Source organism: Maricaulis sp. CAU 1757, from assembly GCF_054482675.1.
The window spans coordinates 162,287-179,693 of record NZ_JBTLRI010000004.1; the positions used below are offsets into that span (position 1 = coordinate 162,287).

21 protein-coding genes are annotated in these 17,407 nt (G+C 65.8%); 7 read left to right on the top strand and 14 right to left on the bottom strand.

The window, feature by feature from the left end; all coding sequences use genetic code 11:
• Window positions 1-103 precede the first annotated feature (103 nt).
• Window positions 104-904, top strand: coding sequence for a hypothetical protein (locus tag ACXYMR_RS11780; RefSeq protein ID WP_458943066.1), 801 nt, complete (start codon window positions 104-106; stop codon window positions 902-904).
• A 20-nt stretch (window positions 905-924) separates the two neighbouring features.
• On the opposite strand, the gene ACXYMR_RS11785 is transcribed toward ACXYMR_RS11780, so the two are convergent.
• The 12 genes from ACXYMR_RS11785 to ACXYMR_RS11840 form a co-directional block, all read right to left on the bottom strand.
• Window positions 925-1,656 carry a TlyA family RNA methyltransferase gene (locus ACXYMR_RS11785; protein WP_458943067.1) on the bottom strand — a complete coding sequence of 244 codons (732 nt, stop codon included), beginning with the start codon at window positions 1,654-1,656 and terminating at the stop codon, window positions 925-927.
• A 22-nt stretch (window positions 1,657-1,678) separates the two neighbouring features.
• A complete protein-coding gene (gene dxs / locus ACXYMR_RS11790) occupies window positions 1,679-3,607 on the bottom strand; it encodes a 1-deoxy-D-xylulose-5-phosphate synthase (RefSeq protein WP_458943068.1) in 1,929 nt (642 codons plus the stop codon).
• Between the two features lie 18 nt (window positions 3,608-3,625).
• Window positions 3,626-4,513: a polyprenyl synthetase family protein gene (locus tag ACXYMR_RS11795; protein ID WP_458943069.1), complete on the bottom strand. Its 888-nt coding sequence runs from the start codon at window positions 4,511-4,513 to the stop codon at window positions 3,626-3,628.
• A gap of 16 nt (window positions 4,514-4,529) precedes the next feature.
• Entirely contained in the window at window positions 4,530-4,784 is a 255-nt protein-coding gene (locus tag ACXYMR_RS11800; RefSeq protein ID WP_458943070.1) for an exodeoxyribonuclease VII small subunit, read from the bottom strand.
• A gap of 68 nt (window positions 4,785-4,852) precedes the next feature.
• A complete protein-coding gene (locus ACXYMR_RS11805) occupies window positions 4,853-5,449 on the bottom strand; it encodes a histidine phosphatase family protein (protein WP_458943071.1) in 597 nt (198 codons plus the stop codon).
• A gap of 71 nt (window positions 5,450-5,520) precedes the next feature.
• Window positions 5,521-6,453, bottom strand: coding sequence for a histone deacetylase family protein (locus tag ACXYMR_RS11810; RefSeq protein WP_458943072.1), 933 nt, complete (start codon window positions 6,451-6,453; stop codon window positions 5,521-5,523).
• Between the two features lie 55 nt (window positions 6,454-6,508).
• Window positions 6,509-6,919, bottom strand: a complete 411-nt coding sequence (locus ACXYMR_RS11815) for an SET domain-containing protein (protein ID WP_458943073.1) — start codon at window positions 6,917-6,919, stop codon at window positions 6,509-6,511.
• Between the two features lie 160 nt (window positions 6,920-7,079).
• Entirely contained in the window at window positions 7,080-7,694 is a 615-nt protein-coding gene (locus ACXYMR_RS11820) for a PilZ domain-containing protein (RefSeq protein WP_458943074.1), read from the bottom strand.
• A 182-nt stretch (window positions 7,695-7,876) separates the two neighbouring features.
• Window positions 7,877-8,749, bottom strand: a complete 873-nt coding sequence (locus ACXYMR_RS11825) for an SDR family oxidoreductase (protein ID WP_458943075.1) — start codon at window positions 8,747-8,749, stop codon at window positions 7,877-7,879.
• 45 nt (window positions 8,750-8,794) lie between these two features.
• Window positions 8,795-9,559 (bottom strand): signal peptidase I, encoded by a 765-nt coding sequence (lepB, locus tag ACXYMR_RS11830; RefSeq protein WP_458943076.1) that lies wholly within the window; start codon window positions 9,557-9,559, stop codon window positions 8,795-8,797.
• Window positions 9,556-9,876: a YbjQ family protein gene (locus tag ACXYMR_RS11835; RefSeq protein WP_458943077.1), complete on the bottom strand. Its 321-nt coding sequence runs from the start codon at window positions 9,874-9,876 to the stop codon at window positions 9,556-9,558. The genes lepB and ACXYMR_RS11835 overlap by 4 nt, the downstream gene beginning before the upstream one ends.
• Window positions 9,873-10,127 carry a hypothetical protein gene (locus ACXYMR_RS11840; protein WP_458943078.1) on the bottom strand — a complete coding sequence of 85 codons (255 nt, stop codon included), beginning with the start codon at window positions 10,125-10,127 and terminating at the stop codon, window positions 9,873-9,875. The genes ACXYMR_RS11835 and ACXYMR_RS11840 overlap by 4 nt, the downstream gene beginning before the upstream one ends.
• 224 nt (window positions 10,128-10,351) lie before the next feature.
• On the opposite strand from ACXYMR_RS11840, the gene ACXYMR_RS11845 reads away from it, so the two are divergent.
• Entirely contained in the window at window positions 10,352-10,780 is a 429-nt protein-coding gene (locus ACXYMR_RS11845) for a DUF4870 family protein (RefSeq protein WP_458943079.1), read from the top strand.
• A gap of 275 nt (window positions 10,781-11,055) precedes the next feature.
• Here the strand turns inward: ACXYMR_RS11845 and ACXYMR_RS11850 are convergent, their stop codons facing one another.
• Window positions 11,056-11,634, bottom strand: coding sequence for a TetR/AcrR family transcriptional regulator (locus ACXYMR_RS11850; RefSeq protein ID WP_458943080.1), 579 nt, complete (start codon window positions 11,632-11,634; stop codon window positions 11,056-11,058).
• Between the two features lie 111 nt (window positions 11,635-11,745).
• Here ACXYMR_RS11850 and ACXYMR_RS11855 point away from each other — a divergent pair, with 111 nt between their 5' ends.
• On the top strand, window positions 11,746-12,174 hold the full coding sequence (locus tag ACXYMR_RS11855; RefSeq protein ID WP_458943081.1) for a VOC family protein: 429 nt from the start codon (window positions 11,746-11,748) through the stop codon (window positions 12,172-12,174).
• A 122-nt stretch (window positions 12,175-12,296) separates the two neighbouring features.
• Window positions 12,297-13,631: a serine hydrolase domain-containing protein gene (locus ACXYMR_RS11860; RefSeq protein ID WP_458943082.1), complete on the top strand. Its 1,335-nt coding sequence runs from the start codon at window positions 12,297-12,299 to the stop codon at window positions 13,629-13,631.
• A 109-nt stretch (window positions 13,632-13,740) separates the two neighbouring features.
• Here ACXYMR_RS11860 and ACXYMR_RS11865 read toward each other — a convergent pair whose 3' ends face one another.
• Window positions 13,741-15,501 (bottom strand): acyl-CoA dehydrogenase, encoded by a 1,761-nt coding sequence (locus ACXYMR_RS11865; RefSeq protein ID WP_458943083.1) that lies wholly within the window; start codon window positions 15,499-15,501, stop codon window positions 13,741-13,743.
• Window positions 15,502-15,633: 132 nt separating this feature from the next.
• On the opposite strand from ACXYMR_RS11865, the gene ACXYMR_RS11870 reads away from it, so the two are divergent.
• From ACXYMR_RS11870 to ACXYMR_RS11880, 3 genes are read left to right on the top strand one after another with little or no spacing between them, the layout of a single operon-like run.
• Entirely contained in the window at window positions 15,634-16,251 is a 618-nt protein-coding gene (locus tag ACXYMR_RS11870; RefSeq protein WP_458943084.1) for a YceI family protein, read from the top strand.
• Window positions 16,241-16,825, top strand: coding sequence for a cytochrome b (locus ACXYMR_RS11875; RefSeq protein ID WP_458943085.1), 585 nt, complete (start codon window positions 16,241-16,243; stop codon window positions 16,823-16,825). The genes ACXYMR_RS11870 and ACXYMR_RS11875 overlap by 11 nt, the downstream gene beginning before the upstream one ends.
• Window positions 16,822-17,370 (top strand): YceI family protein, encoded by a 549-nt coding sequence (locus ACXYMR_RS11880; RefSeq protein ID WP_458943086.1) that lies wholly within the window; start codon window positions 16,822-16,824, stop codon window positions 17,368-17,370. Before ACXYMR_RS11875 ends, ACXYMR_RS11880 begins: the two co-directional genes overlap by 4 nt.
• The last annotated feature ends 37 nt before the right edge of the window (window positions 17,371-17,407 follow it).

Below are 17,407 nucleotides of genomic sequence, written 5' to 3' on the forward strand. Positions count from 1 at the left end.
GCGTTCATCCGCGGCTCATCGCCCGCCTGCTACAACCGGGGCAAGCTCGAAGCCGGGCCCTGTGGTCCGGCCTCCCCGTTTCTGGTGGCCAGAGGAGATTATTATGAAACTGCTGACCCCCGCATTGCTCGCAGCCTCGGCACTCTCGCTGGTTCTGCCAGCGACCGCCCAGGCCCAGTCCTACGCCCAGCCGCGCGCCACATCCTACCAGGATTGCGAGGCCCAGCGTCAGGGCCGGCAGGTCGCTGGCGCCATCATCGGCGGACTGCTCGGCGCCGTCGTCGGCAATGAACTGGCTGATGACAGCAACAACAACCGTCGCGGTCGCGACCATTACGGTCGCCGGGGCTATCACGGGTATGACCGCTACGCTCATCGCGATTACCGCGGGCACCGCCGCTACGACCGTCGCTACCGGCATCGTGATCGCGGCAATGCCGAAGAAGTGGGCACGATCGCCGGTGCCGGCGTGGGCGCCCTGATCGGTGCCGGGATTGCCGGCGGCGAGGACTGCAATCGCTCGCGCCGTCACACCACCTATCCGGGCAAGCCGGCCGGCTATGGCTATGACAGCCCCTATGCCCAGGACACGCGGTATGGCCAGGGTCATTACGCTGGCGACACGGGCTATTATGAAGACCCGGCCTATGCAGATCCGCGATACCAGGAGCCCTATGCCAACTCGCCGGCTTATGCGGGCACCCCCTACAGCCAGCAGGACGGACTGCTCGGCGGCCCGCAATCCAGCCAGTCCGCTCGCACCTATTCGGCATCAGCAGGCCTGACCTGCCGCTGGCAGGAAACCCGGCGCATGGACGCCTACGGAAACCCGGGCACGGACCAGGTCTACATGTGTCAGGGCGCCGACGGCATCTGGCGTCCGGCTGATACCTACGACCAGTAATTCCGGTAGCGAAATTCGCCTTATTGGCGAATCAGGGCGGCGGACATAAGATACTCCTTATTCCCGTCGCCCCCCGCTATTGGACTGTCCATGATCCCCGAGACTGACAGACCAGGAACCGCTTCCAGAGCCGAGCGCACCTTCTCGAGCGAACGGAGGCGGTCAGCCTCGCTCTTCACCAGCCCGCCCCGACCGACCGCCGCCCTGCCAGCCTCGAACTGGGGTTTGACCAGAATGATCAGGTCGCTTTTCGGTGCCAGCAGACCGAGCACCGGCGGCAACAACTTGGTCAGCGAGATGAAACTGGCGTCGCAGACCAGGAAGGAAGGCGAAGTGGTGAAGCTCTTGTCGGTCAAGGACCGCGCGTCCGTCGCCTCCATCGAGGAGACGCGCCGGTCAGCCTGAAGACTGGGGTGCAGCTGGTCTCGGCCAACATCGACGGCATAGACATGCCTCGCCCCGCGCGACAGAAGCACTTCGGTAAAGCCGCCTGTTGAACTTCCGATATCGACACAAACCCGGTCCCTCGGATCAACCGGGAAGGCCTCCAGCGCCGCTACCAGCTTCAGCGCCGCCCGGGACACCCAGGGGTGCGCCGCTTCCGCCTCGATGCGCGACCCTGCGGAAATCTTCTGGGACGGCTTGCGCACGAGCGTGCCATCGACCCTCACCTTGCCGGCGGCGATGGCCTCCTGGGCTCGTGCGCGGCTCTCGAAAAATCCGTGTTCGACGAGAAAGAGATCGGCACGCATGGCGGGCCCCGGCGTCAGGCGCCTAGCCGGCGGCCAGCGGAGCGGCCGCCATCCGCGCCGCCTCGGCGTCCTGGCCGATGGCCTCCAGCGCCGCCGCCGCGATATGGCGGGCATTGAGCCCGGCCTCGTCATACATGGCGAACGGTGTGTCCTGGTCCTGGAACACGTCCGGCAGGGTCAGGGTGCGGATCTTCAAACCCCTGTCAAGCGCCCCCTTGTCGGCCAGCAGATGCAGCACGAAAGCCCCGAAGCCGCCGCGCGCGCCCTCTTCCACCGTGATCACCACCTCGTGCTCGCGCGCCAGGCGCAGTACCAGGTCCTCGTCCAGCGGCTTGGCGAACCGGGCATCCGCCACCGTGGTTGAATATCCCTTGGCACTCAGCGCATCGGCCGCCTTGAGCGCTTCCTGCAGACGCGCACCGAGGCTCAGAATGGCGATCCGCGAGCCCTCGCGCACTACCCGGCCCCGCCCGATCTCCAGCGGTTCGATCACGTCCGGCATATCCAGCCCCAGCCCGTTGCCGCGCGGATAGCGGAAAGCGGACGGGCCGTCATCGATCTGCACCGAGGTCGCCACCATGCGTGCCAGTTCGACTTCGTCCGAGGCCGCCATCAGCACCATGCCAGGCAAGGCACCGAGATAGCCAATGTCGAACGAGCCGGCATGCGTGCAGCCATCGGCGCCGACCAGACCGGCCCGGTCAATGGCGAAGCGCACAGGCAGGTGCTGGATCGCCACATCGTGCACGACCTGGTCATAGCCCCGCTGCAGGAAGGTCGAATAGATCGCCGCAAACGGTTTCATGCCGTCCGCCGCGAGGCCCGCAGCGAAGGTCACCGCGTGCTGCTCGGCGATACCGACGTCGAACATGCGATCCGGGAAGCGTTCGCCGAACAGGTCCATTCCGGTTCCGCCGGGCATCGCCGCGGTAATGCCGACCACGCGGTCGTCGGCCTCCGCCTCGCGGATCAGCTGCTGGGCGAACACCTTGGTGTAGGACGGCGGGCCGCCCTTGGATTTCTGCTGCTCACCGGTGACCACGTTGAACTTGGCCACGCCGTGATACTTGTCGTCGGCCGCCTCGGCCGGGGCATAGCCCTTGCCTTTCTGGGTGACGACGTGGATCAGCACCGGTCCGTCATCACCATCACGGACATTCTTCAGCACCGGCACCAGCTGGTCGAGATCATGGCCGTCGATCGGGCCGACATAGCGAAAGCCCATCTCCTCGAACAGCGTCCCGCCCATGGCCATGCCGCGCATGTATTCCTCGGCGCGGCGCGCGGCTTCCTCGACGCCGATGGCCTTGGCCATGCCCTTGCCCAGCTTGCGCAGGTTGCGATAGCTCTGGCTCGAGACCAGACGGGCGAAATAATGGCTCATGGCGCCGACCGGAGGCGCGATCGACATGTCGTTGTCATTGAGGATGACGATCAGCCGGCCCCCGATATGGCCGGCATTGTTCATCGCTTCATAGGCCATGCCGGCCGACATCGAGCCGTCACCGATGACGGCGATGACATTGCGGTCGGCCTCGCCCTTGAGATCGCGCGCCACGGCAAAGCCGAGCGCTGCGGAGATCGAGGTCGAGGCATGCGCAGCGCCGAACGCATCGTATTCGCTCTCCGCCCGCTTGGTGAAACCGGACAGGCCGCCGCCCTGGCGCAGGGTGCGGATCCGATCACGACGCCCGGTCAGGATCTTGTGCGGATAGCATTGGTGGCCGACATCCCAGATCAGGGTATCGCGCGGCGTTTCGAAGACGTGGTGCAGTGCCGCGGTCAGCTCGACCACGCCAAGCCCGGCGCCCAGATGCCCGCCCGTGACCGAGACCGCATCAATGGTCTCGGCCCGCAACTCCTCGGCCAGCGCCTTGAGCTCGGCCTGGCTCAGATCCCGCAGGTCTGCGGTCTGGTCAATTCGGTCGAGCGTGGGAGTGGACGGGGGCATGGGCATTTCCAGTTGCAGCTAGACGTGACGGTCGAGGATATAGTCGACCGCCTCGCGAAGGACATCAGCGCGCGCGCCGAAAGGTTCAAGATGGTCCTTGGCCTGGCGAGCCAGGTGCCGGGAGCGGTCGCGCGCGCCGTCGACGCCCAGAATGGTGACAAAGGTGGCTTTTCCTTGACCGGCATCCTTGCCGACCGCCTTGCCGGCGGTCGCGGCATTGCCGGTCGCGTCGAGCAGGTCGTCGGTGATCTGATAAGCCAAGCCGAGGTCATGGGCAAATCCCTCGAGCGCACGCCGGACATTGTCCTCGACGTCCTTGAGGATGCTGACCGCGTCGACGGCATAGCCGATGAGGGCTCCGGTCTTCATCCGGTGCATGCGCGTGACCACCGAAATGTCGAAGGTCTCGGTTTCCGCCCGGATGTCGATCATCTGCCCGCCGACCATGCCGTAAGGCCCGCTGGCCCGGGACAGGCGATGCACCAGGCGGGCCCGGACCTCGCCGCGCGGATGGGTGTCCTCATGGGCCAGGATTTCGAATGCCATCGCCTGCAGGCCATCCCCCGCCAGCACCGCCGTGGCCTCGTCATAGGCCTTGTGCACGGTTGGCCGGCCGCGCCGCATGTCGTCGTCATCCATGCACGGCAGGTCGTCATGGATCAGCGAGTAGGAATGGATACATTCCAGCGCACAGGCGACGCGCAGCAAGCCGCGATCATCGGCATTGACCAGCCGGCCCGCCTCCAGTGTCAGGAAGGGTCGCAGCCGCTTGCCCGGCCCCAGCGCCGCGTAGCGCATGGCTGAATTGAGGTGGGATTCCGGGCCGTCGGCGCGCGGCAGCAGCGCATCCAGCGCCACAGTCACCCGGTCGGCCGCCTCGTTGAGGCGTTGCTCGAAGGGGGTCACCGCGAGACCTCGCCCATCAGTCGAGCCCCGCCGGCTGCGTTTCCAGCTCGCCGTTCTCGCCGCGCACGATCTTGTCGACCTTCAGCTCCGCATTCTTCAGCTTGCCGTCGCAATGCGCCTTCAGGGCGGCACCGCGTTCATAGATGGCGATCGACTTCTCCAGCTCCACCTCGCCCGACTCCAGCTGTTGCACGATGCGCTCCAGCTCGGCCAGAGCCTGCTCGAAGCTGAGCTCCTCGATCGGATCTTGCGCGGTGTTGGACATGGTCATTCTACTCCGTATCTCGCAGCAGCATAGGAAGCGCTGCCGACCTCGGCAATGCGGCACACTGCCGGTTTTCAGACCGGCCTGAACTCATACCGTCGCCAGGACCAGTACATGTCGCCCCGGTCCTCGACGCAGTACCAGTTGCGGCCCCGCAGGCTCGGGCGGATCATGCGGTTGAACCAGCCATGGGCGCACAGCACAACCGGCCCGGCCGCCGCCGCGGCGATCAGTTTCTCGGTCGCTGCATCGGCGCGCATTTCCGCGTCGACCCGGCTCTCCCGGCCCCGCGACAGGCCCATCCACCACGAACACCGCGCGAACACGCCCCAGTGCTTGGCCATGTATTTTCCGGGCATCGGCGGCGGCGGCAATTCGGCCTCGACAAAGCATGGATCGAAGATCAGGTCGCGGCCGGGCGCGATGGTCTCCGCCGTTTCCACCGCACGGCGCAGCGTGCTGGCAAACAGGGTCGACGCTTCGGACGCATAGCGCACAAGTTCCGGCGGCGGCACCTGGCCCGGCACAAGGCGCGCCGGCTGGTATTCATGGTCCCACCAGTCCTCATACTGCCGCCAGGTCAGTATCGCCTCGCGATTGGCTTCCGGCTGGCCGTGGCGCGCGATGATGATCGAACCGGGCTGCATGATGGATCGGGTGTCGGATGGCATCTCGGTTCGCCGCTCGGAGAGGTAACTGCCGGACCGCGCGCCCTGTCGCTACTCGCCCCACATGAAGGACATCAGGCCCGGACCAGGGCCTCGACATAGTCATGGGCGGCCTGACCCAGCGCCGGGCAGTCGTATCCGCCCTCCAGCACGGAAACAAGCCGCGAGAACGCAAATTCGTCGGCAATGCCAGCCAGTTGCGTCACGGCCCACGCGAAGTCCGCATGGTCCAGCCCAAATCCTCCCAACGGATCAGCCCGATGCGCGTCGAAACCGGCCGAGACCAGGATCAGCGCCGGCTGGAATTCGCGCAGGCGCGGCAGCAGAAGATCGCTGAAAGCGGTGCGCCAGGCCGGCCCGTCCGTGTCCTCCGGCAGCGGCACATTGACGACATTGCCGTTCAGCCCGGTCTCGCCAGCCGCCCCGGAGCCCGGATAGAGCGGGTGCTGGTGCAGCGAGCCGAAGAAGACCCGCTCGTCGCGCTCGGCCAGGCATTGCGTGCCATTGCCGTGGTGCACGTCGATATCGATGATGGCGACATTGGCCAGCCCATGCACATCCAGCGCGTGACAGGCGGCCACGGCGATGCTGTTGAACAGGCAGAACCCCATGGCCCGGTCGGGTTCGGCGTGGTGGCCGGGCGGGCGGGCCAGGCAGAATGCCGCCCCCTGCCCGTCCCCGATGACCTTGTCCACCGCGGCCAGCGCTGCCCCCGCTGCCCCCAGCGCCGCTGTCGCCGAGCGCTCGGTCACGGCTGTGTCCGGCGACAGGAAGCCCCATCGGTCCGGGCCGGCCTGGGCGCACATGGTCAGCACCCGGTCGACATGCTCGACGGTGTGAAAGCGCGCCAGCGCCTCGACCGGGGCGGGCTCGGCCTGACACCATTCCGGCCCGGCCAGCTCGAGCAGGCGTTTGCGAACCGCCTCGTAGCGGGCCACGCTCTCGGGGTGATTGTCCGGCACCCGGTGCAGGCGTGAGGCGGGGCTGTCGAAGATCGTGGTTTTCATGGCCCACAACTTGACCAAGAGCGCGCCGTTCCGCTAGCCCCCGCCTCCCTCGCTGTCAGGCCGCGATGCTGGACGAAGCCTGAACCCGGCGCGCCGGCAGCAGCACCACGTCCGACATGAACTGGCTGTAGTCGCACAGGATCTCCTCGCCCGCCTGGATGTCCCGCTTGGCCGTACCGCTGCCGTCCGGGGCCGAGAAATCGAGGTTTGGATCATCGCTGTGATTGAGAAAACGCGCGTGGTCGCCGTCCAGCAGGTAAGCGTCCAGCGTGGCGTCGAAATAGGCATAGCGACGGATATAGTCCTGGTACACGGTCGGCCGCTCGGCTACCGCGTCGGCGGGCAGGATGATGTCGGCCTGCGGGTCAAGGACCCAGACCCGGGTGCCCCGGGCGATGAAATCACTGGCATAAACGCCCAGCCCCTCGATCGGGCTGGGCAAGAGATAGGTGTCGACCAGAAGCATGGCCATTCACTCCGGCCGGCCGCGTCGACGGCGGGCTAAAGCAGGGCGCCGGGCCGCTCGGGCCCGGGCGCAGAGTGCGACGCTCCAGCTGCCATATTGACGATTTTTCGAAACTTGCAAGCACAATTCGCGAGCGCGCTTGCGTATCCGTGATCCGGCGTCAGGCCGGCGGGTCGAAGCGCACCGCGAACTGGTCGCCACGCACGCGCACGACTTCGCCCGTCAGATCACCGATCTCGACTTGCTCGCCCTCTTCCAGCGACCGCTCGGACTGGAAGCAGGCGCCGTGGATCGACAGATTGACCAGGCGCACCTCGCTCTCGCTGCCGTCCGAAAAGCGCGCCGTGCGCACCTCATTGACTGGCTCGCGCGGACCGTCGCGGCGATCGCTCTCGCCGAGGGCATCGCGATTGGCCTTGCGGGCAATATGCGACGCCATGGCGCGGACATTGCCATCACCGGTAAAGCGGATGGCGAACTCGCCATCGCCAAGCCGCACGACCCGACCGGGCAATTGCCCGAAGGCCGGGATATCCAGCACCACCTTCTCGTCGACCTGAGGCAGGCTCGAGGCTTGCAGGCGCGCCCCGCCCGGTGACACGTCGCACAGGCGACACGCGGTCCACACACCGTCTGCCGGCCGGTAGGTTCCCAACAGTCGCAGCGGCACGCGCTGGTGGGCGCGCCGACCGGACCCTTCGAGAAGTTCGGCCTCGACGGCGGGGATGTCATCTTCGCCGGCGTCAGGGGAATGCGGTAGTGGGGCAGCGGACATGGAGGCCTCGTGATCGTTAGAGGTATCGCCCGGGCTGGCCGCTTCGGACGACGGCGATAGGTTTCCCAGAAAGATTCTAAGATCGCCTTGGCAGGAATGTTCGAATTGAATCGAATTCGTGCCTTTCGACCGTGTCCGCCATCACACCCCTCTGTCAGTGACGCGCTGTGGGTGCCCCTCGATCAGTGCCCCAGCTGCACATCCATGATCCTGACCCCGGGAGGTGCCTCCACATCGTCCGGCACGAAGAAGTCGGGCAACAGGGCCACGTCCTTGTCATAGCTGTACTGGTCCAGGTCACGCTCGCCCTCGCCCCACAGGAAGGTATCGTCGATCAGGAAATTGCCGGTAAATTCGGCCGCCGGCTTGTTGAGCACGGCATAGGCCGTGTCAGCGAGGATTTCCGGCTTGCGGCAACTCTTCATGGCCGCTTCATCGGCCAGCACGTTGGAGATCGCCGCCGTCGCCACGGCCGTGCGCGGCCAGATTGCATTGGCGCCGATCTTGCCCTTGAACTCCTCGCCCCAGCCCAGGATGCACAGGCTCATCTGGTACTTGGCGCTGGTGTAGGCGACGTGCGGCCCGAACCACATCGCCCGCATGTCCAGCGGCGGGGCCAGGGCAAGAATGTGCGGATTGTCCGCCTTCATCAGGTGAGGCAGGCATTTCTGCGTTGTCATGAAGGTGCCGCGGCCATTGACCCCGTGCATCAGGTCATAGCGCTTCATCGGCACGTCGACCGTGCCACGCGGATAGATCGCCGAGGCATTGTTGATCACGGCGTCGATGCCGCCGAACCGCTGTACCGCCGCCTCCACCGCGGCCTCGACCTCGGCCTCCTCGCGGATGTCGCACTTTACGGCAAGGGCCTGGCCACCGGCCTTCTCCACGGCCTCGGCTGCGGAATGGATGGTGCCTTCCAGCTTGGGATGCTTGCGGTCCGACTTGGCGGCGATGACGATGTTGGCCCCGTCCCGAGCACAGCGCTCGGCGATGGCCAACCCGATACCGCGGCTCGCCCCGGTGATGAAAATCGTCTTGTCCTTGAGGCTCATGGCCATGTCTCCCGCTTGCTTGTCTGGCAGGAGACTAGTGCGCCATCACAGCCCGCGCCAGACCCGCCCGCTCGGACAGTAGAGCCCCGCCTCCTCGCGGCAGCGTTCCAGCGTGAACAGCACCGTTTCGGCGCGTCCCACGACATTCTCCAGCGGCACGAAACCCGGCCCCCCGACAGCGCGGCTGTCGCGCGAGGCATCGCGGTTGTCGCCCATAACAAAGACCGTGCCCGGACGCACCGTCACCGGTCCGAAATCGTCCAGCTCGTCATAATCACTCTGCTCGTAGATCGAATGCTCGCGTCCGTTCGGCAGGACCTCGTTGTAATGGGTCACTGTGACCCGCATCTCGCGCGGATGGTCACGATAGGTGCGCACCTCGTCGAGCAGGCGCGGCACGGCTTCGCCATTCAGGTAGAGCCGACCTTCGCGCACCTCGATGATATCGCCCTCGACGCCGATCACGCGCTTGATCAGATTGCGCGGCGGAGATTGCCGCTCGTCACGGAACACCACGACGTCTCCCGGCTGCGGATTGTGCCAGGCCAGGCGCGCGTCCCAGCTGTCCGGCAGCAGGTAACCGATCCCCAGCGGCAGGGAGTGGCGGGAATAGCCGTAGGCCCATTTGGACACCAGCACCCGGTCGCCCACCTCCAGTGAAGGCTGCATGCTTTCGGAGGGAATGTGGAAAGCCGCGAAACCGAACGTCACCAGGCCCAGCCAAACGCCAACCACCCCGGCCACGAAGCGGAGGGTTTCCATGATCTCGTCCGCCGCCCGGCCGGCCAGTCGCTTCATCATCGTACTCATTTCAGTTTGACCGCCGTTCCGTAAGCAAGAATTTCCGCCGAACCTTCCATCACCGAAGATGTGGCCAGGCGAACCGTGACAATGCCGTCCGCGCCCAGGCTTTCCGCATGGCGCACCATGCGGTCGAGCGCCTGCTCGCGTGCCTCGGACAGCAGCTTGGTGTACTCCGGCACTTCGCCGCCGACCAGATTGCGCAGCCCCGCGATGAAGTCGCGCCCGAAGAAGCGCGCCCGCACGACATTGCCGCGGGCAATGCCCAGCGTCGCCTCGATGTCACGGCCCGGAATATTGTCCGCCATCGTCACTGTCAGACTCATGCCTCGTCTCCCTCGCCGCGTCGGATGCCACTCGTGGTGCCGTCCTCATAGCCGTGATACGGCCCCGCCTGGAGGTACATCCAGGCCACCGCCAGCGCCGGCAGCGCGAACAACGGCACGATGACCAGACCCAGCGGATAAGCCAGGGTCCAGCCGGCTACACGCCCGGCGCCGAGATAGACCACCAGGCCGGCCAGTCCGCCGAACAGCGCGACCGTCGCGCCATATTCGTTCAACCAACGCCTGATCACGCTACCCAATCCGCACAAACGCCCTAAAACTCCGGCATACGTCGAAATCGCCGGGCAACCAAGCACCGCGGACCCGCATGACAGCATTTTCAGCTCCGCCGTGGCTTCAGGGTCGCAAACCCGGCCGGCCCGGCGCCAGCGGGACTCGTCCGCCCGTCTTCCCCATGGCCAAATCACCGACAGTCTGGAAAACTGCCTCCAACCTATGGGGAGACCTGCACATCATGACTGACCAGACCACTGAGCATCCGGGCGGCGACGATCCGTCAGGAACCAATGGCGGCACCGCCGCCACGACGCCCGACACCGTGCCCTCCGCCGCCGACCGCGACGAGCGCCTGCTCGCCGGCCTCAACTACGTCCTCTACCTGATCGGCAATATCATCGGGTTCACCAGCATCATCGCGGTGATCATCGCCTATGTGCGCCGCGAGAACGCCCCGGCCTGGCTGCAGGCCCACTACACCTTCCAGATCCGCACATTCTGGATCAGCCTCATCTCGGTCATCGTCTTCGGTATCCTGACCGTTGTCCTGATCGGCTTTGTCGGCTTCCTCCTGCTCTGGCTCTGGCTCCTCATCCGCGCCGTCGTCGGCCTCCTGAAGCTCATCGACGGCCAGCCCATCGCCGATCCGCGGACGTTCTGGATCTGACCAGCCAATAGACGGCATCAAGGCTTGGCCACCTTCAGCTTTCAGGCAACAGGCAAGCTCGCTAGTCAGCGTGCGGGGCACGCCCCATTCATCTCTTGCCGAGATGACGCCTCAGGGGAATTCCTACTCGAGGCGAATGCCCGCCCAACGGCGCCCAAAAAAAGGCCATGACTTGGAATTTCCCTGAGGTCCGCTGGCTGGCAGGTTATCAATGCGCGCCAGACGGGTTTTTCGGCATCCTGCCGCCGCGCACAGGCCAGACGCCCTTAGCCCCCTCACACGGCCGCGAAGCGCTCGAACAATCCCCGGACGGCCTGCTGCCAGGCGGCATCCGGCTGTGGCGCCATGGCGAGGCTCAAGGCGAGGCCGTTGAGCGCTCCGTTGACCATGGCGAACAACAGGTCCGGCTGGCCGTCAAAGCGGATGGCGCCGCTGGCTAGCGCCGCTTCTAGGCCCTCCTGCAGCAGGCGCCCCCCGGTCTCCCGGTCAATCTGCGCCGCGCCCTGCGGGCCCAGCACCGTCGGCGAGTCAACCAGCACGATACGACTGGCGTCCGGCCGGATCATCGCCCCCACCCAAGCCTGCGAGCCGGTCACCAGCGCCTCCATACCGTCGGTCTGCGGCCCCACCGCCTGTCGGATCGCCTCGGCCGCCTCCTCGGACACATCGTGGCAAACGCGCTCGAACAAGGCCGCCTTGTCGCGGAAATGGTGATACATCGCCCCGCGCTTCACCCCGGCCAGCTCCAGCACCGCTTCGGTCCCGGTGCCGGCATAGCCGTGCGCGGCAAACAGGGACCGAGCGGCGCTGACCAGCCGTCCGATGGTTTGCTCTGATCTCTGGGAATTTCTCAACGGTGTCGCCTCCCGAATTTAATTGACAGACTGTCTGTTTGTTTCTACCAAAGATCAACAGATAGTTTGTCTGTTTTTGCGTCACGCCTCTCGAAACTTTGGAGACAAACCATGCGCATCGTCGACAGCTACCCACTCGTCGTGACTCCGGATAAGACTGCCTGCCGCGACTTCTGGACCGGGCTCATGGACTTCCAGGTTGGCTTCGATTCGAGCTGGTTCGTCTGGCTGCACAATGCCGAGCAGACCGCCTCGCTGGCCTTCATGACGCCGGACCACCCCTCCGCCCCGCCCGGCGCCGAAACCTTTTCCGGTCTCGGCATGACTTGGGAGGTCCAGGTCGAGGACGCCGAGGCCGCGTACGAAAAGCTGCTGCAACGCCAGGTGCCGATCAGTTATGACCTGCGCGACGAGCCCTTCGGCCAGAAACGCTTCGGTTTCCACGATCCGTCCGGCCTCTGGGTCGACATCGTTGAACAGATCGCCCCCGCCGACGGCTATTGGGACCGCTACACAATCGCCCCGCAACCTGCTGTCTGAGCTTCGGCGGCTCCAGGCCAGCATTACCAAACTTTATGCCTCCAGTGTTGTCAGGCGGAGTAGCCTAGACAGCTTCCACGAACCGGGTGCCGACACGGCGCCCCGACAGATCGGAGCCGCGCATGCCGACAGCCCTGAAACTGGCGAGAATCGCCTGCGCCTCCCTCCTGATTGGCCTGCTCGTGCCGACAGCCGCGGCCGACGATGTCTCTGATTATTTCCAGCGCCTCCGGGACGAGGCCGGGTATGGGTCCTGTGTTGTCACGGGTCGCCTGTCGGAAGCGGCGACAATCCGGTGTGTTGGAACGGGCGCAGACGGGCACGCCTTGGGCCCGGACAGCGGGATGCAGCTGGCGTCGGTCGCCAAACACATGACCGCCATGCTGGCGCTGCAGCTCTCTGCCAGGGGCAGCCTCGACCTCAACGTCAAAGTGGTCGATCAATTGCCCGAACTGGTCGGTTTCGACTCCCTGACGCTCATGCACCTGCTCGGCAATACCGGCGGAGTGCCCAACCATGACCGCTTCCCGCTCTATACGGCTGGACGCGACGGGCCAGTCTCGGACATGGAGATGTTGGCGCTCATCAGTGCGCACGGACCGCGCTTCGAACCCGGCTCGGCCTATGAATATTCCAATCTGGGTTGGCGACTGGCGGCGATCGCGCTCGAACGCCACATGCAACGCCCTTTCCCGGAGCTTCTGCAAGCCTACCTTTTTGAGCCTTTGGGTATGGCCGACACCCATGCCACCTCCCCGACCGATTACAGAGACACGCCCGGCCTGGAACCGTCGGGGGGCCAGGCCTTCACGCCGGCACTGCCGGCGCACCCGGACTGGTTCGAGGGCGCCGCGACAATCGTCACCACCCCCAGCGACATGGCGATCTGGCTGGAGGCGCTGTTTTCCGGCGAGGTGCTGGCCCGCGACCGACTGGAGGCCGCCCTTTCCGAATCCGAACACGATTATGCGCTGGGTCTGGCCCGCTATGACAGCGACGAGGGTCTTGTAATCGCCCATGATGGTCGCTTTGTCGGCGGCTCTGCCGATATCCAATTCCGCTCGGGCACCAACTTCTATTCCGCCGTTCTGTCGCCACAGAACAGTTGGATTACCCGCTTCGTCCGGGGAGATCTGGGCAGATATTCACGCGGTGAGACCATGCTCGATCCACTCCGCGAATACGGCGGGGGAGCGCCTTCCAGCCACAACGGGCCGATCCATCACCTGACCGGCCACTATCCGTTCGGACCGGAATTCTTTGTTCGTGTCCGCGCTGAAGGCGACACCCTGTCGATGGCGGCAAACTGGGGGGATTTTACTGAATTTGTCAGCCTCGGCCCGCTGCACTTCTACAGCCGCGCCCTCAACGCGAATGTCGTCTTCTCAGCCACCGACGAGGGCTCAATGGCCATGTCGTGGCAGGGTTCGCCGCCTGTTCCGCGCGACGACGGGTAAGCCCTGCACCGCCCCCCCTTGCGCCCGCAAACGGTTCGAGGTCCCGCTATGCAGGCGGGGGAAACGGATGGAATATGGGTGGCCCTCAGCCGCCTTGCCTGTCGCCCGCTCAGTCTAGACCGAAGCCGCATTCCTCGATCATGTCGGCGCCCATGGTGATGTCATCGACGCGCGACGGGGCCAGGGTCATCACCGCTTCGGCAAAGAAATTGGCCAGCGCAATGCGCCGCGCCGCGAAGGCCGGGTCGCCGATATCTTCCTTCTGCCGGCGCCGCGCCGCCACCGCACCGACACACAGCAGCCAGCCGCCAACAGTCTCGCCAGCCAATGTCAGGAAAGGTGTCGCCCCGGCCAGCCGGTCGGCCGCCTCGCTGTCCTTGAGCCAGTCGGCGGCCTCCTTGAGCGCATCGAGGCTGTCGCGCAGCCGCTCGCCCAGCGGTGGCAGGTCTGGATGGCTCGAGGTCAGGCAGCTCTCGATGGTTTGCTCGATGTCGGCATAGAGCTCGTCGAACGCCTTGCCGCCGTGCATCGACAGCTTGCGGCCAACCAGATCGATGGCCTGGATGCCGTTGGTGCCTTCATAGATCGGCGTGATGCGGGCATCGCGCAGGTGCTGCGCCGCGCCGGTCTCCTCGATATAGCCCATGCCGCCATGCACCTGGATCCCGTCCGAGGCGACCTGGACGCCGATATCGGTGCCCCAGGCCTTGGCAATCGGGGTCAGCAGGTCCTCACGTCGCTTGAAGCAGGCACGCTCCTCCTCATCCTCGGCGAACTCGGCCATGTCGCTGGCCACGGCGCAGGAGATGCAGATCGCCCGGGCCGCCTCGATGCGCGCCTTCATCGATGCCAGGGTGCGCTGGATGTCGGGGTGGTGGATGATGGCGTGGGGCCCCGGCCCGTCCTGGTCGACGGCCCGGCCCTGCTTGCGCTCCTTGGCGAAGTCGTGGGCCTGCTGGAAGGCGCGTTCGGCAATGGCGACGCCCTGCAGGCCGACATTGAGGCGGGCCGAATTCATCATCGTGAACATCGCCCGCATGCCGGCATTCTCGTCACCGATCAGCCACCCCCTGGCGCCGGCATACTCCATGGTGCAGGTCGGCGAGCCGTGAATGCCCATCTTGTCCTCCAGGCCGATGGCCTGAAGGTCATTGCGCGTGCCGTCGTCGAGGATTTTCGGCACGATGAAGAGCGAGATGCCCTTGGTGCCTTCCGGGGCACCCGGCGTGCGCGCGAGGACCAGGTGGATGATATTGTCCGCGCAGTCGTGCTCGCCCCAGGTGATGTAGATTTTCTGGCCCGAGATCGACCAGCTGCCATCGCCATTGGGCTCCGCCTTGGTGCGCAGCGCCCCGACATCGGAGCCGGCCTGCGGCTCGGTCAAATTCATCGTAGCCGACCATTCACCGGTGATCAGGCGCGGCAGGTAGTAGTCCTTCTGCTCGTCCGAACCGTGCGCGATCAGCGCCTCGATGGCGCCGTAAGTCAGCATCGGGCCGAGACCGAAGGCGAGATTGGCGCTCTGGAACATTTCCAGCACCGCCACGCCAAGCGCCCGCGGCAGCCCCATGCCACCCACCGCCTGCGGGAATTGCAACCCTTGCCAGCCACCTTCGACGAACTGCGCATAGCCGTCCTTGAAGCCGGTCGGCGTGGTCACCACACCGTCCTTCAGCTTGCAGTGCTCGCGGTCGCCCACCCAGTTGAGGGGCGCCAGAACGTCACTGGCCAGCTTGCCGGCTTCCTCGAGGATCGCCGCCGTCAGCTCGGCGCTCAGGTCGTCGAAGGCACCCGTCGCCTTCAATCCCTCGAACGCGGCGACTTCCTCCAGGGCAAACCGCAAATCCTCGACCGGTGCGCGATAGCTCATGCGTGACCTCCATCTGGTATGGCGAGGAACATACCTCGCACGCGCGTTTTTGCGAGACCGGAAACAGTGTTTTATCGTCGCACGGCCCGATCAGCGCTTTGCGCACAACGCGCACCGGTCCATATCTGTGCCATGCGTCTTACCTGGCCCTCCGTCATCCTGCTGGCCGTCAGCCTCGCGCTGGGCGGCTGCCTGACCACCACCACGGACCCTGCCCGGCTGCCGGCCGGCCAGTGGCGCCTCGACCCGGCCCATACCAGCGTCGTCTGGCGGGTCTCGCATTTCGGCCTGTCGGACTATACCGGCCGTTTCGACGTGACCGAGGCGCAGCTCGATTTCGACCCGAACCGCCCGGGCGAGGCCCGTCTCGATGCCCGCATCGCCGCCGCTTCGGTGTCCACCGGGGACGCCGATTTCGACGCCGACCTGGCAGCCAACTGGTTCGACGCAGAGACCCATCCCTGGATCCGTTTCACCGCCGAGCGTGTCGACATCACCGGTGAGAATTTCGGCCAGGTCAGCGGCCTGCTGACGTTGCGCGGGCGCACCCGGCCCGCGGTCATCGAGACGCGCTTCAATGGTGGTCTGGCCAATCCGCTGACCGGACAGGACATGATCGGTTTCAGCGCAGATCTCGTCATCGACCGCAGCGAGTTCGGCGTTGGCAATGTGCCGCCGCCCATCGTCGGACGCGAGGTCCGCATCCACATCGAGAGCGAATTCGTCAGGGAGGACGGCCATGCGCGCTGAATCGGGGACTTACACGACCATCGCCATCATCCTGCACTGGGTGATCGCTGTTTTCCTGGTCTCGCTGGTGTTCTACGGCTGGGCCATGGAGGATCTGCGCGACGCCCTGTTCGCCGGAGAGGCCAGTCTCGACGAAGTCCGCCAGGCCTATAACTGGCACAAGACCGCGGGCCTCACTGTCCTCGTGCTGAGCCTGGTCCGGCTCGGCTGGCGCCTCACCCACATGCCGCCGCCCCTGCCCGCGCACATGACGAGCTGGGAGAAAGTGGCGGCCACGGCCACGCACTGGGCATTTTACGCCCTGATGATCGGCATGCCGCTGATGGGCTGGATTACCGCGTCGGCCTCCGACCAGCCGTCCTGGCTGCTGAACAATCCCGACCTTGTTCTGCCACGCCTGCCAGTGCCACAGAGCGACAGCGTGCAGGAGATCGCCGGCAGCATCCACGGGGCGGGCGGCTGGGCCATTCTGAGCCTGCTCGCCTTGCATGTCGGCGCGGCCCTCAAACACCAATTCATGGATCGCGACGGCCTGCTCGGCCGCATGATCCCGGTCCTGAAAGGCAAACCATGATCCGAACCCTTCTGGTGCCCCTGCTGAGCGCCGCCACATTGTCCGCCCCCGCCCTGGCCCAGGACTGGGTCGTCGATCGCGCGGCCAGCTCGGTCACCTTCGTCACCACGGCTCTGGGCAGCGAGATCAACGGTCGCTTCGAAACCTGGCAGGCCGACATCACGCTGGATCCGGCCGATCTCGCAACCGCCTCGATCGAAGCCGCGGTGATGACCGCCAGCGGAGCGACCGGGAACGGCGAGATCGACAGCGCCATGCGATCCGAGGCTGGTCTGGCACCGGCCTCCCACGCAGCGGCCCGTTTCGTGTCCGACAGCATCGAGGCCACGGCCGACGGCTATCTCGCCCGCGGCACCCTGACCCTGCGTGACCAGTCGCGCCCGGCCGAGCTGCCCTTCACCCTCGCAATCAATGGCGACCGTGCCGTCGCCGACGGCCATCTCGACATCACCCGCGCAGACTTCGGCATCGGCGCTTCGAGCTGGGGCGCGGCCGCCGCAGAGGTCCGCGTGCAGATGCATATCGAGGCCGACGCGGCACAATAACCCGGCTGGCGGGGTTGCAGCACCTCACTCATGGGCT